21 protein-coding genes are annotated in these 24,110 nt (G+C 55.3%); 6 read left to right on the top strand and 15 right to left on the bottom strand.

The genetic code is table 11. The features are described 5' to 3' along the window. The first annotated feature begins 167 nt into the window (after nucleotides 1-167). Nucleotides 168-986 (top strand): helix-turn-helix domain-containing protein, encoded by an 819-nt coding sequence (locus HWQ15_RS07245; protein WP_038416910.1) that lies wholly within the window; start codon nucleotides 168-170, stop codon nucleotides 984-986. Here HWQ15_RS07245 and araD read toward each other — a convergent pair whose 3' ends face one another. From araD to yiaK, 8 genes are all read right to left on the bottom strand, one after another. Next, nucleotides 987-1,682 carry an L-ribulose-5-phosphate 4-epimerase gene (gene araD / locus HWQ15_RS07240; RefSeq protein ID WP_038416909.1) on the bottom strand — a complete coding sequence of 232 codons (696 nt, stop codon included), beginning with the start codon at nucleotides 1,680-1,682 and terminating at the stop codon, nucleotides 987-989. Next, entirely contained in the window at nucleotides 1,676-2,536 is an 861-nt protein-coding gene (locus tag HWQ15_RS07235; RefSeq protein ID WP_038416908.1) for an L-ribulose-5-phosphate 3-epimerase, read from the bottom strand. Before HWQ15_RS07235 ends, araD begins: the two co-directional genes overlap by 7 nt. 2 nt (nucleotides 2,537-2,538) lie before the next feature. After that, a complete protein-coding gene (ulaD, locus tag HWQ15_RS07230) occupies nucleotides 2,539-3,192 on the bottom strand; it encodes a 3-keto-L-gulonate-6-phosphate decarboxylase UlaD (protein ID WP_023298862.1) in 654 nt (217 codons plus the stop codon). After that, the gene (locus tag HWQ15_RS07225; RefSeq protein WP_038416907.1) at nucleotides 3,189-4,694 is read right to left on the bottom strand and encodes an FGGY-family carbohydrate kinase; all 1,506 of its coding nucleotides are present in this window, start codon (nucleotides 4,692-4,694) and stop codon (nucleotides 3,189-3,191) included. Before HWQ15_RS07225 ends, ulaD begins: the two co-directional genes overlap by 4 nt. Nucleotides 4,695-4,770: 76 nt before the next feature. Beyond that, a complete protein-coding gene (locus HWQ15_RS07220; protein WP_038416906.1) occupies nucleotides 4,771-6,090 on the bottom strand; it encodes an MFS transporter in 1,320 nt (439 codons plus the stop codon). A 45-nt stretch (nucleotides 6,091-6,135) separates the two neighbouring features. After that, on the bottom strand, nucleotides 6,136-7,062 hold the full coding sequence (locus HWQ15_RS07215) for a DUF4862 family protein (RefSeq protein WP_023298859.1): 927 nt from the start codon (nucleotides 7,060-7,062) through the stop codon (nucleotides 6,136-6,138). A gap of 26 nt (nucleotides 7,063-7,088) precedes the next feature. After that, nucleotides 7,089-7,556, bottom strand: a complete 468-nt coding sequence (locus HWQ15_RS07210) for a YhcH/YjgK/YiaL family protein (protein WP_038416904.1) — start codon at nucleotides 7,554-7,556, stop codon at nucleotides 7,089-7,091. Nucleotides 7,557-7,566: 10 nt separating this feature from the next. Continuing rightward, nucleotides 7,567-8,565 (bottom strand): 3-dehydro-L-gulonate 2-dehydrogenase, encoded by a 999-nt coding sequence (gene yiaK / locus HWQ15_RS07205; protein WP_038416903.1) that lies wholly within the window; start codon nucleotides 8,563-8,565, stop codon nucleotides 7,567-7,569. A gap of 224 nt (nucleotides 8,566-8,789) precedes the next feature. Between yiaK and yiaJ the strand changes: the two genes are divergently transcribed. Continuing rightward, the gene (yiaJ, locus tag HWQ15_RS07200) at nucleotides 8,790-9,608 is read left to right on the top strand and encodes an IclR family transcriptional regulator YiaJ (protein ID WP_015572751.1); all 819 of its coding nucleotides are present in this window, start codon (nucleotides 8,790-8,792) and stop codon (nucleotides 9,606-9,608) included. 3 nt (nucleotides 9,609-9,611) lie between these two features. Then, on the top strand, nucleotides 9,612-10,067 hold the full coding sequence (locus tag HWQ15_RS07195; RefSeq protein ID WP_038416902.1) for a 4Fe-4S dicluster domain-containing protein: 456 nt from the start codon (nucleotides 9,612-9,614) through the stop codon (nucleotides 10,065-10,067). 7 nt (nucleotides 10,068-10,074) lie between these two features. Here HWQ15_RS07195 and avtA read toward each other — a convergent pair whose 3' ends face one another. After that, the gene (avtA, locus tag HWQ15_RS07190) at nucleotides 10,075-11,328 is read right to left on the bottom strand and encodes a valine--pyruvate transaminase (RefSeq protein ID WP_022649751.1); all 1,254 of its coding nucleotides are present in this window, start codon (nucleotides 11,326-11,328) and stop codon (nucleotides 10,075-10,077) included. A gap of 240 nt (nucleotides 11,329-11,568) precedes the next feature. Then, the gene (locus HWQ15_RS07185) at nucleotides 11,569-13,599 is read right to left on the bottom strand and encodes an alpha-amylase (RefSeq protein ID WP_058677325.1); all 2,031 of its coding nucleotides are present in this window, start codon (nucleotides 13,597-13,599) and stop codon (nucleotides 11,569-11,571) included. A 313-nt stretch (nucleotides 13,600-13,912) separates the two neighbouring features. On the opposite strand from HWQ15_RS07185, the gene HWQ15_RS07180 reads away from it, so the two are divergent. Then, nucleotides 13,913-14,737, top strand: a complete 825-nt coding sequence (locus HWQ15_RS07180; protein WP_022649749.1) for a protein bax — start codon at nucleotides 13,913-13,915, stop codon at nucleotides 14,735-14,737. A gap of 35 nt (nucleotides 14,738-14,772) precedes the next feature. On the opposite strand, the gene xylR is transcribed toward HWQ15_RS07180, so the two are convergent. The 4 genes from xylR to xylF all read right to left on the bottom strand — a co-directional run bounded on the left by xylR (nucleotide 14,773) and on the right by xylF (nucleotide 19,751). After that, nucleotides 14,773-15,951, bottom strand: coding sequence for a D-xylose utilization transcriptional activator XylR (gene xylR / locus HWQ15_RS07175; protein ID WP_038416899.1), 1,179 nt, complete (start codon nucleotides 15,949-15,951; stop codon nucleotides 14,773-14,775). 34 nt (nucleotides 15,952-15,985) lie between these two features. Then, nucleotides 15,986-17,167 carry a xylose ABC transporter permease XylH gene (xylH, locus tag HWQ15_RS07170; protein ID WP_003860151.1) on the bottom strand — a complete coding sequence of 394 codons (1,182 nt, stop codon included), beginning with the start codon at nucleotides 17,165-17,167 and terminating at the stop codon, nucleotides 15,986-15,988. Further along, complete coding sequence (locus HWQ15_RS07165) at nucleotides 17,145-18,686, bottom strand: xylose ABC transporter ATP-binding protein (RefSeq protein WP_015572746.1); 1,542 nt, start codon at nucleotides 18,684-18,686, stop codon at nucleotides 17,145-17,147. Before HWQ15_RS07165 ends, xylH begins: the two co-directional genes overlap by 23 nt. Nucleotides 18,687-18,758: 72 nt before the next feature. Continuing rightward, a complete protein-coding gene (gene xylF / locus HWQ15_RS07160) occupies nucleotides 18,759-19,751 on the bottom strand; it encodes a D-xylose ABC transporter substrate-binding protein (protein WP_022649746.1) in 993 nt (330 codons plus the stop codon). 371 nt (nucleotides 19,752-20,122) lie between these two features. On the opposite strand from xylF, the gene xylA reads away from it, so the two are divergent. Continuing rightward, complete coding sequence (gene xylA, locus HWQ15_RS07155; RefSeq protein ID WP_026080557.1) at nucleotides 20,123-21,445, top strand: xylose isomerase; 1,323 nt, start codon at nucleotides 20,123-20,125, stop codon at nucleotides 21,443-21,445. A gap of 59 nt (nucleotides 21,446-21,504) precedes the next feature. After that, nucleotides 21,505-22,959, top strand: a complete 1,455-nt coding sequence (gene xylB, locus HWQ15_RS07150) for a xylulokinase (protein ID WP_058677324.1) — start codon at nucleotides 21,505-21,507, stop codon at nucleotides 22,957-22,959. Between the two features lie 52 nt (nucleotides 22,960-23,011). Here xylB and HWQ15_RS07145 read toward each other — a convergent pair whose 3' ends face one another. Continuing rightward, nucleotides 23,012-24,007 carry an acyltransferase gene (locus HWQ15_RS07145; RefSeq protein WP_058677323.1) on the bottom strand — a complete coding sequence of 332 codons (996 nt, stop codon included), beginning with the start codon at nucleotides 24,005-24,007 and terminating at the stop codon, nucleotides 23,012-23,014. Nucleotides 24,008-24,110: the final 103 nt, after the last annotated feature.

The raw sequence follows: 24,110 nt of genomic DNA, 5'->3' as shown, positions 1-24,110 counted from the left end.
CTGCATTCAACGGGCAGACCAACAAGGGAAGGGAAAAGTATAAAAAGGTGACGATTCCGACCTGATGGTAAAACTGTGAGTTTGATCGAGCTGTTCTGCTGATATTTATTAATAATCAAACAATAAACGCAATATTAGCCACCATAAAAGCGGGAAATTGAATATCCATGCTTGAATTATCCATAGCACTTCCGATTAAGGTTCAAAATGGCGGGTTATTTATCTCCCGGGGCGTGGGTCGTCATCCCGCACGAAAATTATCTTCGTGGGAGATAATCTTTGTCGAAAAAGGGACATTAACGATCCAGGAGGAAAATACGCTGTTTGAGGTAAACGCCGGCGAGAGTTTATTACTTTGGCCGAAGCGGCGGCATGTCGGCGTGGAAGATTTTCCGGGCGATCTCAAATTTTACTGGCTGCATTTTGAGGTGGATGAAGGCTTGCCTGTGTTGCCAGGTGCGACGCCACTGTCGATTGAGCAACACTGTAGCGTGCGGGATCCGCAATATGTTATTGCGTTATTCCGTCAGTTTTTAAGCGAGCAGGAAAAATTACAGCGTAGCCAGGCGCTGGAGATAATTTTGCTGTTAATTTTGCAGCAGATATCGCTCTCGCCGGGATATGAAGATAAAGCGGATGATGCGGGCGCAGCAATGGCGTGGAAGGCCAAACAGCTTATCCGCACTCACTTTCATTTGCCCATATCCACTTCACAGCTGGCGAAAGAGCTGCACTGCAACGCAGATTACCTGGGGCGAGTATTTCGCCGGACGTTTCATTTAACCCTGACGGAGGCAATACACCGCCAGCGCGTCAGGGCCGCTGAAAAATTGTTGCTGAACGATGCGGCCTCATTAACTGAAGTGGCCACCCGGTGCGGTTTTAATGACGTGGGTTATTTCCGGCAGATATTCTCGAAACATACCGGGTTAACGCCCGCCGTCTGGAAACGGCGGTACTGTAAAGAGCATATTAATTCCGGATGATTACTGGCCGTAATAGGCATTTGCGCCATGCTTGCGCAGGTAATGCTTATCCAGCAATTCCTGCTGCATAACCGGAAGCTGTGGTGCAAGCTGGCGCGAGAAAAGCCCCATATAGGCGCACTCTTCCAGCACCACGGCATTGTGTACCGCATCGGCAGCGTCTTTGCCCCAGGCAAACGGGCCGTGAGAGTGTACCAGCACCGCCGGGACCTGCATCGGGCTTATGTCGCGCTCCTCGAAGGTTTTGATAATGACTTCCCCCGTCTGGTATTCATATTCACCCGCGATTTCAGCCGTGGTCATCAGCCGCGTGCAGGGGATCGCACCGTAGAAATAGTCCGCGTGCGTCGTGCCCCATGCGGGTAAATCCTGCCCCGCCTGCGACCAGATGGTGGCGTGGCGGGAATGGGTATGCACGATGCCACCAATTTCCGGGTAACGACGATACAGCGCGAGATGGGTCGGGGTGTCGGAGGAGGGTTTTTTACTCCCCTCGACCACTTTACCCGTGGCGATATTTACCACCACCATATCTTCTGCGGTCATCACGTCGTACTCCACGCCGGATGGTTTGATCACCATCATGCCGCTGTCACGGTCAACCGCGCTGACGTTGCCCCAGGTGAACGTCACCAGCTGGTGGGCGGGCAGGGCGAGATTTGCCGCCAGCACCTCGGCTTTGAGTTGTTCTAACATGTCATGCCTCCTTCCTGCATTCGTGCTTCAATCCAGCGGCGCGCCTGGATGATCTCCAGTACCGGCTCTTTGGCTTTTTCGGTCCACATTTCAATCAGAAATGCGCCGCGATAGTTAAGTTGATTTAGCGTGTTAAACACGCCAACGAAATCGACGCAGCCCTCGCCAAACGGCACATCACGGAACTGGCCGGGGCTTTTTTCGGTTACGGGCCGGGTGTCTTTCAGATGGATAGCGGCGATGCGGTCAATGCCCAACGTCAGCTCGGCGGTGACGTCGTTGCCCCACGCGCTCAGGTTGCCGACGTCCGGGTAAACGCTGAACCACGGCGAGGCGAGCATGTCGTCCCACTTTTTCCACTTGCTGATGGAGTTCATAAACGCGGTGTCCATGATCTCTACCGCCAGCATTACCTGCGCGGAAGCGGCCTGCTCTACGGCCCACGCCAGCCCTTCGGCAAAGCGCTGTTGCGTGCCCTCGTCATGCTCCTCGTAGTACACGTCATAACCCGCAAGCTGGATGGTGCGAATACCCAAATCACGGGCCAGCCGGATGGCTTTGGTCATGATCTCGCGGGCGCGTTCGCGCACGGTGTCATCGCGGCTGCCAAACGGGAAGCGACGATGGGCAGACAAGCACATCGACGGGATGGCCACGCCGGTCTCCAGCATCGCTTCCACCAGAGAGGCGCGCTGCGTGGTACTCCATTCAAGGCGCGATAAACGCTCGTCGGTCTCATCCACCGACATCTCCACAAAATCGAAGCCGCAGCTTTTTGCCAGAACCAGGCGCTCCGGCCAGGAGAGATCTTTTGGCAGCGCTTTTTCGTAAATGCCTAACGGATGCTGACGCATGGTTACTCTCCCCAGATGTCGCGAATTTGCGAATGGAATGCTTGTGCCACCTGCGGCGGATTGGCGGCGCCTGCCAGCGCGCGCCCGGCAATGAAGGCTTTGACGTTGATCTGCTTAAACAGCGGCAGGTCAGCGGGGGTGATACCGCCAGTGATGGAAAGCTGTAGCCCGATATCGGACAACGCCTTCATTTTGCTGAGATCCGCCTCGCCCCACTGCTGGCCGCTGGCCTGTGCGTCGCGCCCGCGGTGGTATATCGCCTGCTTCACCCCGATGCGGTGCCACGCGCGCGCGTCGTCCAGCGTCCAGTTGCCAAACAGCTCCATCTGGATCTCGCCGCCGCCGCGCAGTGCGACCTCGTGGCCACGTTCAACGGTGGCCAGCGGGGCGGCACAGATGATGGTCATCCAGTTTGCGCCTGCGCCAAACGCCTGCTCAGCCAGCGTTTCTCCGGCATCGGCGACTTTCCAGTCCGCCACGATAATTTTATCCGGACACTGCGCGCGCAGGGCGCGAACGGCGTTTAGCCCTTCGGTCAGACACAGGATGGTGCCGGCTTCGACGATGTCGACGTGATCGGAAAGCGTCGCGACATCCCGCTGCGCGGCCTGAAGTGAGGTGTGGTCGAGCGCCAGCTGCAATAATGGTCGGCTCATAGGTCGTACTCCTTAACACGGGCGTGATAGCCCTGTAATGCTGAAATCAGTAGCTGGTAACGGTGATATTTGCGCTGGTAGGCGGCATGGGCACGCATGTCAGGTTCAATCATCCGGATGTCATGCCTGAGGGCGCGCTGAGCGGCGTAAAAATCGGGATAGAGACCTGTACCGACGAGCGCGGCCAGCGCCGCACCGGAACAGCCGGTCTCTTCCACCTGCGGGAGTTCAATCGCCAGGCCGCTGACGTCCGCGAGCATCTGCATCCACACGTCCGAATGGGTGGGGCCGCCCGTCACGCGCAGGGTCTGCACGTGGGGAAAGCGTTCGAGCATACGGTTGAGGTGGGTCATGTGGCTGAATACCACCCCTTCATAAACCGCCTGGAGAAGGTGCGCGCGGGTATGCAGCGCCTGCAAACCATAGAAGCCGCTGGTCATCTCCAGTCCGGCGTTGCTGCCGTAGATGAAAGGCAGGAAGAACACATCGCTTTCAGCTTTTGGCAGGCTGGCCACGGCGTGGTTAATCTCATCGAATGACATTTCGCCCCATTGGGCCGTCAGCCATTCCAGGTTGCCGGACGAGGTGGGGCTGGCTTCGTGAACGATGAACTGCTGCGGATGGACATAGCGGCCATAGACGTAGGGGAACGGCTCGTTGTCGCGGATGCCGTGGGCAATCCCACTGGTCACGGCCCAGGTCCCCATTACGGCATTCAGCGTATTTTCGTCATGCAGCCCGGCGCAGATCGCGGTGGAAACCACATCAAACAGTCCACCAACGACGGGAGTACCCGCCGTGAGACCGGTCAGTGCGGCTGCCTGAGCGGTGATTTCCCCGCAAATTTCTGCTGAACCGATAATAGGCGGCAGGGCACCGTCAATGTCGCTGATGCCGAGCCAGCGCGTGAGCTGCGGATCGTACTGCCCGGTATTCATGTTGTAGAGATTGGATTCCGAGATGTTGCTCTCTTCGCAGCCTTTGACTCCGGTCAGACACCAGCGCAGGTAATCGTGCGCCATCATCACGCTGCCGATTTGCTGATACCGCTGCGGCTCGTTCTCTTTAACCCAGCGCAGGAGTGAGGCCGGATGCCCCGTCCACAGCGTCTGGCGAGTATGCGGATAGAGCTTTTCGGGTATACCGTCCTGCTGCCAGCGTTGCACGATCTCCAGCGCACGGCGATCGGAGGAGAGTATGGCGTTACCCAGGGGGCGATCCTGTTTATCGAGCAAAAATAGCCCCTTGCCCTGGGCTGAAATGCCAACGCCTTTAATCTGACCGCCGTCAGCGCCTGAATTTTTAAGCAGCAGGGCGACGGTTTTGTGGCAGTGCTGCCAGAGCTGGTGCATATCCCGCTCGGCGTAGCCAGCGCGTGGGCTGAGCGTGGCCACTGAGCGGCGTTCAATACAGACTTCTTTGCCCTGGCTGTTGTATAAACCGGCTTTCAGATAAGTACCGCCACAATCGATACCCAGCCAGAAGGGCTCTTTTTCACTCATCTTCTTCTCGCTTAATTGCCGGGCGGCGCTTCGCTTACCCGGCCTACGGTTTGGTTTAGTGAATCAGGTGAGGGCCTCAGGCCGCACGCTTATGCGAGTTCACCGTGGGGTTGGGCTCTGCTCCGGCATCGCATTTCGCCGGTAACATCAGGGCCAGCAGCGATGCCAGCGCCAGCGAAACCGCCAGGCAGTAAACGCCTGCGTCTTTGCTGTACAGGGTGATCAGTACGCCTACCGCATAAGGACCGCAGAACCCGCCGAGGTTGCCCAGGGCATTAATCACGCCGCGTGCGCCACCCGCCATCTCAGCGCTGAACAGACGCGCCGGGATGGTCCAGAACACGCCCGCTGCGGATTGCAGGAAGAAGCCACAGCCCACCAGCGCGGCATAGGCCAGCCAGGTGTGCTCTTTCAGCGCCACGGAGAGGAACATGCAGAGCGCAAAGCCAATCAATGGCAGGGAAACAAACAGCTTGCGCTTGCCGGTGCGGTCAGAGAGCGTAGAGAACAGGAACATGCCGGCAATGGCGCCGATGTAAGGCAGAATGGCGAGCATTCCCACCTGGCCGATGCTGGTGTGCGTCAGTTCTTTCAGAATGGTGGGCAGCCAGAGGGTGTAACCGTAAATGCCGGTCTGGTAGAAGAAGTTGAGGGCGATCAGCTGCCACATAGTTTTGTCAGACAGCACTGCGCTGAGCGAGGCGTTTTTCACCTCTTTACCCGCAATGGCCTGCTGCTCTGCCGCCAGTGTTTGTACCAGGTAGTTTTTCTCGGCCTCAGAGATCCAGCGCGCTTCCTGCGGCCGGTCGTAGACGGTGAACGCCCACAGCACCAGCACAACAACGGACATCAGACCTTCAATAATGAACAGCCAGCGCCAGTCGAGAGCGGTGATAATCCAGCCCGATAGTGGGGCGGTGATGATCCCGGCGATGGGCACGAACATGATCACAATCGCGTTGGCGCGGCCGCGCTCGGCATCCGGGAACCAGTTACTGATCATCGTGAGCACAACGGGCAGCATCCCGCCTTCCGCCACGCCGAGTAAGAAGCGCAGCACCAGCAGCTGATACTGGTTGGTTACAAGCCCGGTCAGAACCGAGATCACCGCCCAGGCAACCAGCGACCAGCCGATAAACTTCTTACCGCTGCCGTGCACGGCAATTTTGCCGCCGGGAACTTGCAGGAACAAATAGCCAATAAAAAAGATCCCCCCCGCCAGGCCCGCCATCGTGGCGGAAATGCCCAGCTCTTCGTCCATACCGCCGGGCATCGCAAAAGCTATATTTACGCGGTCCATATAGGAAATAATGCAGGCGATAAGAATAGGGGGAATGATCCTTAGCCAGCGCTGGCGCGGAATGTCCGCGTGTAGAGCATTAGAAGAAATATTCATAGTTAATATCTCAGTGAAGGTAACCGGAAAATGTATTCTTTATTTTTATTGTGATGCTTTATTCATAGCGCTAATGCCGTCGCGCAAAATAGCGATGCGATGGCTGACGTCAGCATTAGCATTTATTTCCAGTAATTTAATACCGGAGAATTTCAATGTTGCGGCGCTCGCCGCAGTAAACAGCGTTTTTACATGTTCAGTGGACATGAGACTGTCGGCGCAGAACGAAGAAAACGGCGCGTGCAGATCCTGCCATTCTCCGTACTCACCGCGAGGGGTCGTGCCCGAAAACATCAGCGCCCCCAGTTTCCCGGCAGCGAGTGCCGCCTGAACATGTTCCAGCGGAAGGGCGGTGTTGCGACCTTCGATGGCCGAACGTGCCCAGTTGATACAGACGCTGATATCGGTCTCTCTCACTACCTCCAGCACCTGCTCTAAGGGCAAGAACCCTTTACGCGGCGCCGGGCTATTCATCGCATCACAGTGTTCCAGCACCAGATCGCAGCCCCAGTCCCAGCTCGCGATTTCCCTTACCGAGCGGGAGAATGCTTCTGTCGCTTGCTCGACAGAATCATTACCCGCCTGTGGTGCGGCCTGCATTTCCAGAGCGACCACTTTCCCGGGAAAGCGGGTGTTAACGGCATCAATCTTTTGATGCAGATGGCGGTAATATTCAATGCACGCTTTACGTTGTTCTTCGTCCGCGGACGCCAGGCCAAACGCGCCGTTACTGCCGCGGCGGCGCATGGTTTCCATAACGGCTGTAACAACGATCTGCCAGTTGCCCGGCGTATGACGAAACAGCCATTCATCACCAAACGGATGGAGATTTTCAAGGCAAGGTTGTTCCAGCCCGCGAATATTTGGCGTGTCGGAAAGTTCCCGCCAGAAGGCGTGTTCTTCCTGCTCCCCTTTCTGGTGAAACGAGGGTGCGCAGGGGTACGCACCAATAATAAAACCGGTGTTGGTCATTTCGCATTCCTGTATTTATCAGAAAATTAATCTAATTCGCTGATGGCCACTTTCACCACAATTTTACGAATTGCGGATCCCTTGTTTTTAATACAGGCAGGACGGTGAACATCCTGCGGGAAAAATATGGCGTAACTGCCAGGTATCATTTCGATAAGCGACTCGTGTTCGCTGTCGTGATAAAAAATAATATCCCGTTGCTCCAGCAATGATTCGCTGATTTTGTTATTTCCGGTATCAATAGCAATACCGATTTTTTCTTCGCCCCAGGCCAAAAACTGGATATCCAGATAGCGGCGATGGACTTCAGGGCGGTTCTCGTGCTGTTCCTTTGTGGTGAGGTCGAGAACCTGGGCAAAAATGTTGCGGCCTTCAATTTCGATCACGCCCGGCGCCAGGGTGGTGAAATCCGTGGTACGCAGAAAATTAAGCGCCTTTTCAATCGCCAGCGGCAGGCGACATGGATTTGGCTGTGTAATATGTCCGAATATCATGACCCACTCCTTACAGAGACTGGATTTTCGCCCACACGCTGTCGTCAACCGTGATGCCGTGGCGGCGATTCTCCTCCAGCAGGCGTGTGAACTCATGGCCTGGCAGACGGACGGCGACATTTTCATCAGCGCGTTCTGCGGTGGTGATGAAGTCCATGATGCGCTGTAGTTTGGCATCGCGGGTTGGACCGTCGATCAGGCGATCCACTTCGATGGCGATAAAGATCTGCGATACGCCGTATTCATCGCTGTTGTCCTGGGTCACTTCCGCGACGGACGCGCCGTCAGAGAGCAGGGTGGCGATCATGTCGAGCACAATCGACAAGCCGGAACCTTTCCAGTAGCCCATGGGCAGAATGCGACGGTTTTTCTCAATCACGCCCGGCTCTCTGGTCAGATTGCCTTCATCGTCAAAGCCGCCGTCGACCGGTAATTCGCGTCCGGCCAGGCGATTCACCTCCAGCATGCCGTAGGAGAACATCGACATCGACATATCGACCATGGTGATTGGATTCGACGGGATAGCGACGATCAGCGGGTTTGTGCCGATGCAGCATTCTTTTGATCCCCACGCGGGCATCACGGCAATAGAGTTGGTCCAGCAGATGCCGATATAGCCTTTCTCCGCCGCCTGCCAGCCGTAGCTGCCGCCGCGCATCCAGTGGTTAGCGTTACGCAGCGCCACCAGGCCGATCCCGTGATCGGACGCCAGCTCGGTAGCACGGTCCATCATCTTCTTCGCCGTCAGGTTGCCGATGGAACGCTGGGCATCCCACTGTTCGATGGCGCCTAATGTCGTTACGCGTTTCGGCTGGGCGTCAGGGATGATGTCGCCTGCGTCAAGCTGCTGAATAAATCGCGGGAAGCGGTTGACGCCGTGTGAATAAACGCCGGACTCCGTGGTGCGGGCGAACATCTCGGCGCAGGCGTCTGCGGTATCCGCTTTTACACCGCGATCGAGCAGAACCCGATTGAACGCCGCTTTCAACTCTTCGAAGGTCACTTTCATCCCTGTTCTCCTGTTTTTTTAGGGGCAAGTGCGAGTGCTTTTTTATCGCTAAATTTCACTATGCGAAATCTGATTTCAAATATAACGATCAAATTTTGTCAGATCAACGACATTCACGCTTTTCAAAATCGATTAAAATCAAATGGTTGTGTTTTTTTTGTTGAGATCGTGAACTAAACCACACTTTGCGCTACCATCAGGGCGCGATAAACAGGAGCCATTTGATGAGCATAAAAGAGAGCGAAATGACGCAAGAAAAAGAGAGGCCAGCAGGTAGCCAGAGCTTGTTTCGCGGCCTGATGCTGATTGAAATCCTCAGTAACTATCCGAACGGGTGTCCGCTTGCGCATTTATCAGAACTGGCGGGGCTGAATAAAAGCACCGTGCACCGGTTATTGCAGGGGTTGCAGTCGTGCGGGTACGTGACGCCGGCGCCGGCGGCAGGGAGCTATCGTCTGACCACCAAATTTATCGCCGTCGGGCAAAAGGCGCTTTCATCGCTCAATATTATTCACGTGGCGGCGCCGCACCTCGAGGCGCTGAACATTGCCACCGGCGAAACGGTCAACTTCTCCAGCCGTGAAGATGATCACGCGATCCTGATTTATAAGCTTGAGCCGACAACCGGTATGCTGCGCACGCGCGCATATATCGGCCAGCATATGCCGCTCTATTGTTCTGCGATGGGCAAAATCTATATGGCGTTTGGTCATCAGGATTACGTGGCGAGCTACTGGGAAAGCCACCAGGAACAGATCCAACCTTTGACTCGCAACACCATCACCGAACTGAGCGCGATGTATGATGAGCTGGCGGAAATTCGCGATCACAGTATGGCGATGGATAAAGAAGAGAACGAGCTGGGTGTGTCATGTATCGCCGTGCCGGTCTTTGATATTCACGGGCGCGTGCCCTATGCCATCTCCATTTCGCTGTCGACGTCGCGCATGAAGCAGGTGGGCGAGAAAAACTTGTTAAAACCGCTGCGTGACACGGCGGAAGCTATCTCGAAAGAACTGGGGTTTAACGTGCGCGAGGCGTAACTGATGAACCGATTTATTCTGACGGATCCTGAAAAATGTATCGGGTGCCGCACCTGTGAGGCGGCGTGCATGATGTCGCATCAAAGCAGCGCCACGCCAGAAGCGATTACGTCACGTATCCGCGTGGTTAAGGGGGGAACCTTCACCACAGCCGTGGGCTGCCACCAGTGTGAAGATGCGCCCTGCGCGAATGTCTGCCCGACGGGGGCCATTCACCGTGCTGCGGGAGCCTGGCTCGTTGAGCAGGCTCGCTGTATCGGCTGCAAAAGCTGTATGGTGGCGTGCCCGTTCGGGGCAATGCAGGTTCGGGTTGTGGGAGATCGCGTTCAGGCGCTGAAATGTGATTTGTGCATGCATCGCGAGGGCGGTCCCGCCTGCGTCGAAGCCTGTCCCACCCACGCGCTGCGCTGCATAGACCCCGCCAGACTACGCGCGGAACGGCTGCGTAATCTGGCCTGAGGTTTTATTAACCGGCCTCGCGCCAGGCGTTCTCAATCTCTTCGGCGAGAATTTTCACACCCGCTTCGATTTTTTCCGGGTCCGGGACGTAGTTCATGCGCATGCACTGGTGCGTATGCGGCCACGGTTTATCCAGTCCCGGGAAGAAGTAATCCCCCGGCACCATCAGCACGCCACGCTTTTTCAGACGCTGATAAAGCAGCTCTGTCGTAATGGGCAGATCCTTAAACCACAGCCACAGGAAAATTGCCCCTTCCGGTTTATGGATCAGGCAGCGTTCCTCCGGTAAGTAGCGGCGAAGGATGGCGATAGTTTCCTGAACGCGCTGAGAGTAAAACGGCTTGATCACCTCATTTGACAGGCGCAGCAGGTCGTTACGCCTGATCATCTCGCACATCATCGCCGGGCCGATGCCGCCAGGGGAAAGGCTGATAATGCCGTTCATGTTGGTAATGGCGGTGATGATTTTCTCGTTAGCAATGATAATGCCGCAGCGGCTGCCCGGCAGGCCCAGCTTGGAGAGGCTCATGCAGAGGATGATGTTCGGGTTCCACAGCGGACGCGCTTCGCTGAAGATGATCCCCGGGAACGGTACGCCATAGGCGTTATCGATCACCAGCGGGATGCCGTGCTGATTCGCCAGCGCATCCAGCTTCATCAGCTCGTCGTCGGTGATCACGTTCCCCGTCGGGTTGGTGGGACGAGATACGCAGATCATGCCCGTCTCTTCACCGATATGAAGATGTTCAAAATCGACGTGATATTTGAACTGGCCCTCTGGCAACAACTCGATATTCGGACGTGCGGAAACAAACAGGTCTTCTTCGAGGCCGGCATCGGCATAGCCGATATACTCCGGTGCCAGCGGGAACAGCACTTTTTTCGTGGTGCCGTCGGCGCGGCGTCCGGCGAACAGATTGAATAAGTAGAAAAACGCGCTCTGACTGCCGTTTGTCAGTGCAATGTTCTGTGGTTCGATATCCCAACCCAGCGCTTCCCGCAGCATTGTCGCCAGAAGCGTCAGTAGTTCTGTTTTACCCTGAGGGCCGTCGTAATTACATAGCGCATCGGTTGCTTTACCGTTTTCCAGCATGTCTGCCAGCAGCGTCTGGAAGTAGGTGTTCATCTCCGGAATTTGAGCCGGGTTTCCGCCGCCAAGCATGATAGCGCCTGGGGTGCGCAGCCCGTCGTTGAGGTCCTCCATCAGGCGGGTAATGCCTGAATGGCGGGTAAATTTGTCGCCGAATTGTGAAAACGTCATAGCAGGTGATCTGTCGGGCTTAATATGAAAGGCAGTAACCATAACGCCAGCACCGTGTTGGTGCAAATCGGCGGATGTGGTCGGATTTGTTGTTTTGTATGGTGGAGAGGGATTATTGCAGTGAATCGTTCTGATGAATGTCCCCTCACCCCGGCCCTCTCCCCAAAGGGGCGAGGGTGAAAGACCGCACCGTGCAATCCCCTTGCCCCTTGGGGAGAGGGTTAGGGTGAGGGGGCTGTTCTACTGATTACCCGCCCACACCACCATCACCTTATCGCCCTTGTGCTCGCGCACAAAGCCGTAGCCTTCTTTCATTGACAGCGTTGTTTGCTTGCCTTCACCCACAGCCGGATGACGGGCGCGGAACTGCCCCAGAAGCTGCCAGTGGGCGACAGTTAACGCCTGTTTACCTGTGACGTCCTGCCAGTTCATATCCGAACGGGTTCCCTGTAGCGGATCGGAGCCTGTCGGGCCAAATGGACGCTCTGATTCATCGCCGTAATAGATCTGCACGCTTCCCGGCGCCAGCAGCAGTAACTCAGCGGCGCGCTGGCCCCCTTCACGGAACAGACGCGTATCGTGGGAGGAGAGATAGCTCAGCACATTAAAACTTTGCAGCTTTTCTGCCATTTGCTGCCAGGTCAAATCCATATCTGCCAGACAGTCCACTGCTTTCGCCGCCTGCTCCTGATAGTCAAAGTTGATCATCGCATCGAAGCCGTGGCGGTAATAATCGCTCTGCATCACGCCGTGGCCCCAGGATTCACCGGTCATCCAGAACGGCGCATAGTCGAGTTTTTTGTCCGGGTTGGCGGCTTTCCACGCGGCCAGCGCCTGGCTGGCCTGTTTTTTCAGTTGCTGCCAGGCTTCAGGCTCAACGTGCTTAGCGGTATCGACCCGGAAACCGTCGATGCCGTAGTCACGTACCCACTGGCTAAGCCAGTGGGTCAGGTAATCTCGCGGCGTGAAATTCGTCATCACTTTCGCGTTGGTGTCGGGCTTGTGTTGATAAAAGTTCGGCAAACCTGACGGGGTTTTTGATTCAGTTTTCAGATCCGGCAGGAAGGCCAGGGACATGGTCAAGTCGTCAAAGCCCGGGTTGTCGTAATCACCGATATCGGTACGGATCCATTTTTTACCCCACCATTTTTCCCATGCGGCTTTGTCACTGAAGTTGATGTAATCGTTGAAGCTGTGCCAGCTTTGACCCGCGCCTGGCTTCCAGTCAGTCCAGCGTTCGCCGAGCGTTTTTTTCAGCTCATCTCCCTGTAAATAGAGTGCGCCAAACTGATATTCCTGCATATCTGCAAGCGTCGCATAGCCCGCGTGGTTCATGACAACGTCAAACAGGACGCGGATACCGCGCCTGTGCGCGTCGTCGACAAGCTGGCGTAAATCATCTTCGTTGCCCATGTTGGCGTCGAGTTTCGTCCAGTCCTGGGTGTAATAACCGTGATACGCGTAGTGGGGGAAATCCCCTTTGGTGCCGCCGCCAACCCAGCCGTGGATCTGCTCCAGCGGGGAGCTTATCCAGAGCGCATTCACGCCCAGTTGCTGAAGGTAATCCAGTTTGCTGGTAAGCCCTTTCAGATCGCCGCCGTGGAAAGTACCTATCTCCTGCATACCATCTTTATGGCGGCCATAGCTGTTGTCGTTGGTGGGGTCGCCATTCACGAAGCGATCGGTCAGCACGAAATAGACGGTGGCGTTTTGCCAGCTGAACGGCGCGGGTTTGTCCGTTTCGGCGCGCTCAAGCAGCAGCAGGCCATTGCTGTTGGCGGCTGGCTGAAGAGTCACTTTGCCATTTTGAACGGTCGCGGTCTGTTTGCTGTAAAAATCACGCACCACCGTGCCTTCCGGGAACGTGTTAACGACGTCGATCGTGAGCGGTTTGCCGTCCCACTTCGGGCACTGGCGGGTAACGTTTGCGACAGGCTGTGGCGCCGCACTTTGTACCGTCAGCATCAGCGTCGGCGTTCCAGAGCGCGTATCAATACGCATCTGATAAACGCCGTCACGGAATAATCGCCACTGCGGTGGCGTGCCTTCGCACGGTTTGAGCGACAGCATCTCGTTGAGCTTAATGGCCTTTGTCGGCTGCCAGCACGCGTTGTCAAGACTCAACGTCAGTGGACGGGTACCCTTCGCAAGCGTTGCCTGGCTGGTAAAGACGCCGGTACCTTCAGCGTTGAATGCGTCAAATCCCGGCGATGACCAGTCGGCATGCGCGAATGCGGGTAACATCAGAACAGCTAATGCAGTGCGTTTCATTCCATTTTCCTGTCGCGGCATTTTTGACCAGTGTGCCATTCGGCTCAGGGGAAAAACTCCTCCTCTGAGGCTTTCTGCCAGGAGGACGCGTAGGGATGAGTGATCCCGCGCAAAATTAGGCAGTTATCTGCGATATCGCGCACATTTTTCCAGTGTTGGTGCTTTAATGAGCATGTTCCGGATGACATAGTTTCGGAATTGGACTATTTATAGACGTGCTCTTGAAGACTATTTTTGGTACGATTTGAGATTCCGCTCTCAAATTTTGAAGAAAATAAGGTGTTGGAATGCTTATATCCGACCAGGAGACCTAATGATATCGACTCCCATTCGACGATATGGGGCCGCGATACTCATGTTACTCACCATGGCATTTTCAGGTGAGGTGCTTGCAAAGACGCACACGGATACAACGAGTAAGAAAGCCCACGTAATAAAGACGACAAGCAGTAAGGTTAGCAGTAAACAAGAGTATTCTCGCAATAGTGCAAAGAGTAGTTCACTTCCTGATTTGCGAAAATACCCTTCCGGGACACCAAGGAAAAAAGCGTTTCTCCGGACGGTAATGCCTTACATTAAAAGTCAAAATGCCGCGATTACTGCGGATCGTAACTGGCTGATCGCCAAACAGTACGATAGCCGCTGGTCGCCGTCTGAGCGCACTCGCCTGAAAGACATCGCCAAACGCTATAAAGTGAAGTGGAGCGGGAACACGCGTCGTGTGCCGTGGAACACTCTGTTAGAGCGTGTGGACATTATTCCAGGCAGTATGGTCGCGACAATGGCCGCCGCCGAAAGCGGTTGGGGCACCTCGAAGCTGGCGCGCAACAACAACAATCTGTTTGGCATGAAATGCGCAAAAGGTCGTTGTACTAATGCACCCGGCAAGGTGAAGGGCTATTCACAGTTTGAATCGGTGAAAGATTCCGTGAATGCCTATGTGGTGAATCTGAACACCCACCCGGCCTACTCTTCGTTCCGTAAGTCACGCGCGCAGCTGCGTAAGGCGGATCAGGAAGTGACGGCCACGGCGATGATCCACAAGCTGAAAGGTTATTCCACCCAGGGACAGCGCTACAACAACTACCTGTTCTCAATGTACCAGGATAACCAGCGTCTGATTGCCGCTCATATGTAATGAAAAACGCCTTCCACTGGAAGGCGTTCTTTTTTCTAGAGCAGGACTTCACTGTACCGTTCCCGGTACTCCTTCGGCGTGGTGTCATACTCTTTCCTGAACACCGAATAGAAATACTGAAGCGACGGATAGCCGCACATCTGTGAAATCTCGTTGATCGACAGCGAGGTGGAGATCAGCAGACTGCGCGCTTTCTCCAGCTTTTCCGCATGGATCACGGCGTGGATCGTCTCACCGACTTCCTCTTTAAACCGCTTCTCCAGATTCGAACGTGAAATGCCGACCGAATCCAGCACCTGATCGACCTTAATCCCCTTGCAGGCATGATTGCGAATGTAGTGCATCGCCTGAATCACGGCCGGATCGTTTAGGGAACGGTAGTCAGTTGAGCGACGCTCGACCACGCGAACGGGCGGAACCAGCAGACGCTGGAGCGGCAGGGATTCGTTGTCTAACAGTCGGTGCAGCAGCTTCGCGGCCTGATAGCCCATCTGACGGGTACCCTGCGCCACGGATGAGAGCGCCACGCGCGACAGATAGCGTGTAAGCTCTTCGTTATCAATACCAATCACGCACAGCTTTTCAGGCACAGGAATATGCAAATGTTCGCACACCTGTAATACGTGGCGGGCGCGGGCGTCCGTCACGGCGATAATCCCTGTCTGGGGCGGCAGCGTTTGCAGCCAGTCAGCCAGGCGATTCTGTGCGTGCTGCCAGTTTTCTGGCGCGGTTTCCAGCCCCTGATAAACGACGCCGCGATACTTCTCCTGGGCAACCAGCTGGCAGAAGGCATACTCACGCTCCATCGCCCAGCGCTTTCCGCTGGTGGCGGGCAATCCGTAAAACGCAAAACGATGGACGCCTTTCTCCTTTAAATGGAGGAAGGCGGTCTCAACCAGGGCATGGTTATCCGTGGCGATGTAGTGAACGGGGGGGTAATGTTCCGCTGAATGGTAAGAGCCGCCAACGCCCACGATAGGTACGTCGACGCCACTCAGCAACTGTTCAATCACGGGGTCGTCAAAGTCAGCGATAACCCCGTCTCCCAGCCAGTCTTTGATGTTCTCCAGACGGGTACGGAAATCTTCTTCGATGAAAATATCCCATTCGGATTGCGACGCCTGCAAATATTCACCAACCCCCTCAACCACCTGACGGTCATAGGCTTTGTTGGCATTGAATAACAACGTAATGCGGTGACGCTTTTCAAACATGGCTCACTTTCCCAAATTAGTCACGATACGGTTCTCAGGCGCGCCGCTTGGTGGCAGAGTCCATCCAGACTGCCAGCAAAAGAATGGCCCCTTTGACGATATACTGCCAAAACGTCGGCACGTCCATCATACTCATCCCGTTATCCAGCGAAGCCATAATAAATGCGCCCATCACCGCCCCCGCCACGCTGCCAATACCTCCGGCGAGGCTGGTCCCGCCAATCACGCAGGCGGCGATGGCGTCCAGCTCGGCAATATTACCGGCAGACGGGGAACCCGCACCCAGACGTGAGCTGAGGATCAGCCCCGCGATGGCTACCATCAGGCCGTTGATGGCAAAGACGGCGAGTTTGGTGCGCTCTACGTTGATACCAGATAAACGCGCGGCTTCAAGATTGCCGCCGATAGCATAAATACGGCGACCGAATGCGGTACGTGTGGCCATAAACATCCCACCTAACAGCAACAGCGCCAGCAGAAGAACGGGCGTTGGGACACCGCGATAATCGTTTAGCAGCCAGATGGCCCCCAGCACAATCACCGCAGTAAGCGCCTGACGGCCGACAACCGAGGTTGAGGCAGGCGAGGCCAGCCCCAGCGCCTGGCGACGCATGCGTCCTCGCCATTGCCACGCGACAAACGCCATCAGCCCAACCACACCGATCGTAAAACCGACGCCATCAGAGAGGTAGCTTTGGCCAATCTGGGACATCGAGGCGCTGGTCGGGGAGACGGTAGTGCCGTTGGTGATCCCAATCAGAATACCGCGGAAGGCCAGCATCCCTGCTAAGGTGACAATAAACGACGGGACTTTACGGTAGGCCACCCACCAGCCGTTCCACGCACCTAGCAGCAGACCCAGTACCAGCGTGACCGCAATCGTCAGCGGCAGCGGCCAGCCGAGCCAGACGTCAAAAATTGCCGCCACGCCGCCGAGCAGACCCATCATCGACCCTACCGACAGGTCAATTTCCGCTGAGATAATCACAAAGACCATCCCCACCGCCAGGATCCCGGTGATGGCGGTCTGACGCAGCAGGTTAGAGACGTTACGTGCGCTCAAATAGGAGCCATCGGTCATCCAGGTAAAGAACAACATGATGACGATAATGGCGGCAATCATTACAAAAACTTGCAGATTCAGCGATTTAAGTCCTGCGAACGCACCGGGCGTCGGAACAGCGACTTTGATATCAGACGGGTTGCTTTTCGACATGGCGTTCGCTCCTTAAGGCAGCTTCCATCACCTGCTCTTGCGTCAGGTTCTGGTTGTTCAGGTTGGCTTTGAGTTTCCCTTCATGCATGACCAGCACGCGGTCGCTCAGCCCCAGCACTTCAGGCAATTCGGACGAGATAACAATGACGGCAATCCCTTGCTGCACAAGCTGGTTGATCAGCTTGTAGATTTCATACTTCGCGCCGATATCGATCCCGCGCGTGGGTTCGTCCAGAATTAAAATGCGCGGATTAAGCAACAGGCAGCGCGCCAGAATCGCTTTCTGCTGGTTGCCGCCGCTCAGGCGACCTATCGCCAGTTCCGGCGAGGAGGTTTTCACCTTGAGCCTGGCAAGTGACTGAAGAATACACTGCTGTTCTGCGGCATCATCCAGGCTGCTCAGCGCGCCGGAAAACTGGCTGAGCGCCGCCAGCGTGATATTTTTTCCCACCGCCATGACCGGCACGATGCCGTCTTTTTTGCGGTCTTCGGGCACCATGGCAATGCCTTTGGCAATGGCCTGCTGGCAGTTGTCGATTTTTACCGGCTGACCGTCGATATAAATTTTGCCTTCCCAGCGCCCCGGCCAGACGCCAAACAGACACTGCACGGCCTCGGTTCTTCCCGCACCCACTAAACCCGCAATACCGAGAATTTCGCCACGGTGCAGCGAGAAGGAGAGGTTATCCACGCGCTTGATGTGGCGGTTAACGGGATGCCACGCCGTCAGGTTTTCCACGCGCAGGAGTTCTTCGCCTATGGTGTGTGGTTCGTTGGGATACAGTGCGGTGAGTTCGCGACCCACCATCATGGTGATGATGTCATCTTCGCTCATGCCTTCTGCTTCACGCGTGCCAATGTGCTGCCCGTCGCGGATGACGCAGATGGTGTCGGAAATAGCTTTCACCTCATTGAGCTTGTGCGAAATATAGATGCAGGCGATACCGTGGTTTTGCAGATCGCGGATGATATTGAGCAGAACGGCGGTTTCCTGTTCGGTGAGCGAGGCGGTTGGCTCGTCGAGGATCAGCAGGCGTACCTGTTTATTTAGCGCCTTGGCGATCTCCACCAGCTGCTGCTGGCCCAAACCTAAGTCGCCCACGCGCGTATCCGGTGAGATAGCGAGACTCACCTGGGCCAGCAGTTTTTCGCAGCGCAGCGTCATGGTGTCGTAATCCAGTACGCCGTGGCGCGAGAGTTCGGCCCCAAGAAAGATATTTTCCAGCACGGTAAGGTGCTTCACCAGTGCCAGCTCCTGGTGAATGATAGCGATGCCTTTACGTTCGGTATCACGAATGTGCGTGGCCTGAAGCACCTCACCGGCAAAGACGATTTCGCCCTCGTAGCTGCCGTGCGGATAGATCCCGCACAGCACCTTCATCAGCGTGGATTTCCCCGAGCCGTTTTCGCCGCACAGCGACATCACTTCGCCGGGGTTCAGCCGCAGGCTTACGTTGTCGACCGCTTTCACCGCCCCGAAGGCTTTGGTGATGCTTTTCATTTCAAGTAAATAAGACATAACTGCTCCGCATAGCCCGACAGATGAACAGGGCAGGTCGATGCGCCCCCGCCGGGCAGGGGCTGCGCTGGATTACAGTTCACTCTTCTTATGGAAACCGTCTTTCACCACCGTGGCGTCAATATTCTCTTTGTTGACTTCGATAGGGGTAAGCAGGCGAGCTGGCACGTCTTTCAGGCCGTTATTTAACGTCGCGTCTGCTTTAGGTTGCTGGCCATTTCCCAGCTCAACGGCAATTTCGGCGGCCGTATTGGCAAGCTCGGTAATGGGCTTATAGACCGTCATAGTCTGGGTACCCGCGATAATGCGTTTTACACCCGCAAGGTCGGCGTCCTGTCCGGAAATAGCGACTTTCCCGGCCAGACCCTGCGCGCTCAGCGCCTGAATGGCACCACCCGCAGTAGCATCGTTAGAGGCCACCACTGCATCGATTTTGTTGTTATTTGCGGTCAACGCGTTTTCCATAATTTTCAGCGCGTTTTCCGGTAACCAGCCGTCAGCCCACTGATCGCCGACGACTTTAATTTTGCCCTCGTCGATATACGGCTTCAGCACTTTCATTTGTCCCTGACGGAACAGTTTGGCGTTGTTATCCACAGGCGAGCCGCCCATCAGGAAATAATTCCCTTGAGGCACTTTTGCGATCAAGCTTTTAGCCTGTAATTCACCCACCTTTTCATTGTCGAACGAAATATAATAATCAATATCCGCATTATTAATCATGCGGTCATAAGCCAGGACTTTTATGCCTTCCTGTTTTGCTTCTTTCACCACGTTGCTTAATACCTGGCCGTTATACGGGATAATGACCAGCACATCGACGCCACGGTTGATCATATTCTCAATTTGCGACATTTGCGTCTCTTCGTTGCCGTTAGCGGACTGAACGAACACCTCCGCACCGAGAGATTCCGCTTTTTTAACAAAGATATCGCGATCTTTTTGCCAGCGCTCCAGGCGTAAGTCATCAATCGCCATGCCGATTTTGACCTCTTTGGCGTGGCCGGCAAAGCTTGCAAGCAGGAGAGTAGTGCAGAGCGTTAGGGTCAGGTTCTTTATCTTCATAATTATTAGGCCTTTTTGTAGGGGTATGTGTAGCTGAGATAAAAGAAACATTCACTGCTGAGACGCAGCAAATTTTTAACGTGGAAAGGCCTGCTGGCAATTACAGATTTTTATCTTCTCATTACGATATTTGGTTTATTTCTGAATTTATGACCGCGATCGGATTTTAAAAAGCGTAACCTATTAATTACATTTGATTCTGGAATGCGCGCCGAAAAATAGTTTGTCTGCACATTATTTTGCGAGCCAGCGCACAATTGCGCATTCTCTCAATAGCAGTGTGAAATAACGTAATTGAGCAACCTCCAATGTCTATTCACTATTACTCCAGAAGCAAGACCACGCCGCATACCCTGATTATGGAGCTCAATATGCAAGCTTATTTCGACCAACTCGATCGCGTTCGTTTCGAAGGCACGAAAACGACCAATCCTTTAGCATTTCGTCACTACAACCCGGATGAGCTGGTGCTGGGTAAGCGCATGGAAGATCACTTGCGCTTTGCCGCCTGCTACTGGCACACCTTCTGCTGGAACGGTGCCGATATGTTCGGCGTGGGCTCTTTTGACCGCCCATGGCAACAGCCGGGCGAGGCCATTGAGCTGGCGAAGCGTAAAGCCGACGTCGCGTTCGAGTTCTTCCATAAGCTGAACGTACCGTACTACTGTTTCCACGATGTGGACGTGTCGCCGGAAGGGGCATCCCTGAAAGAGTATCTGAACAATTTTGCGCAGATGGTCGACGTGCTGGCTGAAAAACAGCAGCAAAGCGGCGTGAAGCTGCTCTGGGGTACGGCTAACTGCTTTACCAACCCTCGCTATGGCGCGGGCGCGGCAACCAACCCGGACCCGGAAGTCTTCAGCTGGGCGGCAACCCAGGTGGTGACTGCGATGAACGCCACGCATCAGCTGGGCGGTGAGAACTACGTTCTCTGGGGCGGTCGTGAAGGCTATGAAACGCTGCTGAATACTGACCTGCGCCAGGAGCGTGAGCAGATTGGCCGCTTTATGCAGATGGTTGTGGACCACAAGCACAAAATCGGCTTCCGCGGTACGCTGCTGATTGAGCCAAAACCACAGGAGCCAACCAAGCATCAGTACGACTACGATGTCGCCACCGTGTATGGCTTCCTGAAGCAGTTTGGTCTGGAAAAAGAGATCAAAGTGAACATTGAGGCTAACCACGCCACGCTGGCGGGCCACTCGTTCCATCACGAAATCGCCTCTGCGATTGCGCTGGGCATCTTCGGATCGGTGGATGCGAACCGCGGCGATCCGCAGCTGGGCTGGGATACCGACCAGTTCCCGAACAGCGTCGAAGAGAATGCGCTGGTGATGTACGAAATCATCAAAGCGGGCGGTTTCACCACCGGCGGCCTGAACTTCGACGCCAAAGTGCGTCGCCAGAGCACCGACAAATACGATCTGTTCTACGGGCATATTGGCGCGATGGACACCATGGCGCTGGCGCTGAAGGTGGCGGCCCGTATGATTGAAGACGGTGAGCTGGATAAGCGCGTGGCGAAGCGCTACAGCGGCTGGAACAGTGAGCTGGGCCAGCAAATTTTGAAAGGTCAGTTATCGCTTGCGGAGATCGCGAAGTACGCTGAACAGCATCAGTTGGCACCGCAGCATCAGAGCGGCCATCAGGAACTGCTGGAAAACCTGGTCAATCACTACCTGTTCGATAAATAACAGCATTCATGCCCGGTAAGCGCAGCGCCGCCGGGCATTTCTGTCAAAGGAGTCACCACATGTATATCGGGATCGATCTTGGCACGTCGGGGGTGAAAGCCATCCTGTTAAGCGAGCAGGGAGATGTGTTAGCCACGCAGACTGAAAAGTTGCAGGTTTCACGCCCGCAGCCACTTTGGTCGGAACAAGATCCGGAGCAGTGGTGGCAGGCGACGGACCGCGCGATGAAAGCCCTAGGTGAGCAGCACAGCCTGCGCGACGTGAAAGCGCTGGGCATTGCCGGGCAAATGCATGGCGCCACGCTGCTGGATAGCCAGCATCGCGTTCTGCGCCCGGCTATTCTCTGGAACGATGGCCGCTGTGCGGAAGAGTGCGCGATCCTTGAGGAGCGTGTGCCTGCGTCCCGCGAGATTACGGGCAATCTGATGATGCCCGGTTTTACCGCGCCAAAACTCCTGTGGGTGCAGCGCCATGAGCCTGAGATTTTTCGTAAGGTGGCGAAGGTTCTGTTGCCGAAAGACTACCTGCGTTTTCGCATGACGGGGGATTTTGCCAGCGACATGTCTGACGCCGCGGGCACGATGTGGCTCGACGTGGCGAAACGGGACTGGAGCGAAGCGATGCTGGATGCCTGCCAGCTGACGCGCGATCATATGCCTGCGCTGTTTGAAGGCAGTGATATCACGGGCGCTTTGCAGCCTTCTGTTGCTGAACGCTGGAATATGCCAGCCGTACCTGTCGTTGCCGGCGGTGGCGATAATGCGGCGGGTGCGGTCGGCGTGGGGATGGTGGAGACAGGACAGGCCATGCTCTCGCTCGGCACTTCCGGCGTCTATTTTGCCGTCAGTGACGGCTATCGTAGTAACCCTCAAAGCGCCGTACACAGCTTCTGCCACGCGTTGCCGGGTAAATGGCATTTGATGTCGGTGATGCTGAGCGCGGCATCCTGCCTCGACTGGGCGGCAAAGCTGACCGGAATGGCGGACGTCCCGGCGCTTATCGCAGCGGCACAGCAGGCGGATGATACTGCCGGTGCGGTCTGGTTTTTACCGTACCTTTCCGGCGAGCGGACGCCGCATAACAACCCGGAAGCGAAAGGGGTCTTCTTCGGCCTTACCCATCAGCACGGCCCGGCAGAGCTGGCGCGCGCGGTGCTTGAAGGGGTCGGCTATGCGCTGGCGGACGGCATGGATGTCGTGCATGACTGTGGCCTGACGCCATCCAGCATTACGTTAATTGGCGGCGGGGCACGAAGCAGCTACTGGCGGCAAATGCTTTCTGATATCAGCGGGTTGCAGCTGGACTATCGTACTGGGGGAGATGTTGGTCCGGCGCTCGGTGCGGCACGGCTGGCGCAAATTGCGCTGAACCGGGATAAACCACTGCCCCAGCTTTTGCCCCAGCTGCCGCTTGAACAGCAGCATCGTCCTGATGCGAAAAATCATGCTCGCTACGCTGAAAGACGAGACGTTTTCCGCAAAATCTATCAGCAGCTTTTACCGCTAATGTCATAAACAGGAGCCGGGTGGCGCTAACGTTTACCCGGCCTGCCAGCCTTCAACCGGGTTAGCTCACAAACCTGCGTGTATCGATGCGTTGCAGCAGCATTGAGAGCAGCAGGCTGACAACCAGCGTAACGGTAAATATCCAGACAATATCCAGCACCGGCCAGCTTTTAAGCTCAACGCCGCGGGTGCGCAGGGCGTGGATCACCAGCGCGTGAAAACCGTAAATGCCCAGCGAGTGGCGAGAGATAAACCCCAGCACCGGAAGCGGGCGGGTATTCAGGGTGTTTTTAACCAGAGTCAGCAGCGAAACCGCGCAGATAAAGACCATCGGCCCGCAGTAGAGATACCAGGTATCGGCAAAGTTTCCGCGCCATTGCAGCTCGTGCAGCGTCCCTCGAGAGATAATAAACACACCGGCGATAAATGCTGCCGCGCAAAGCCAGTTTATTCCTCTCTTTTGCGTCTCCATCATGCCGATGGCGCGCCCCAGCATGCCGTACAGCACGTAATAAAACGTATCGCCGTTGATATAGAGGTTAACGGGCAGCCATTCAAAGCCATCAATTTTCTGTGAGACGGTATTCGGGTTTGCCACGATCCCGATTATTACCATCAAGGCCAGCAGCATTTTACCGCTAACGTTTTTTACCTGAATTAACGGCGAAACCAGATAGATAACCATTATCGCGAAGAAAAACCACAGATGATAGAACACCGGTTTTTGCAACAAATTGAGCAGGGAACGTTCAGCATTAATTGAAGTGAACAGGATGATATAGAGCAGCGAAATGGCGCTGTAAAACAGCAAACAGGAGACAATACGGATGAAATGTCTCGGCTGCGCGCTACGCTCGCCAAAAAAGAGAAAACCGGAAATCATAAAGAACAGCGGGACGCTCACGCGTGAGGCTGAGTTCAGAATATTGGCGACATCCCAGTTAACAGGGCTGATACTGTGCGCGTTCGTGACATACCAGGTCGTAGTGTGGATCATCACCACCATCAGACAGGCTATTCCCCGCAGGTTATCAATCCAGTTAATTTTTGACTGCATCAGTTCCTCTGTATTCCTGATAAAGAAAGTGTGACTGCGATTGCGTAAAACTTTTCCCTTGGAAAATTCTGAGTTTAGCCAGGCTGTCTTGTCGGGAGCTGGC

Source organism: Enterobacter sp. DSM 30060 (assembly GCF_013375955.1).
Taxonomy (GTDB): Bacteria; Pseudomonadota; Gammaproteobacteria; order Enterobacterales; family Enterobacteriaceae; genus Enterobacter; species Enterobacter intestinihominis.
This window is presented reverse-complemented; position numbering and strand designations above follow the sequence as displayed.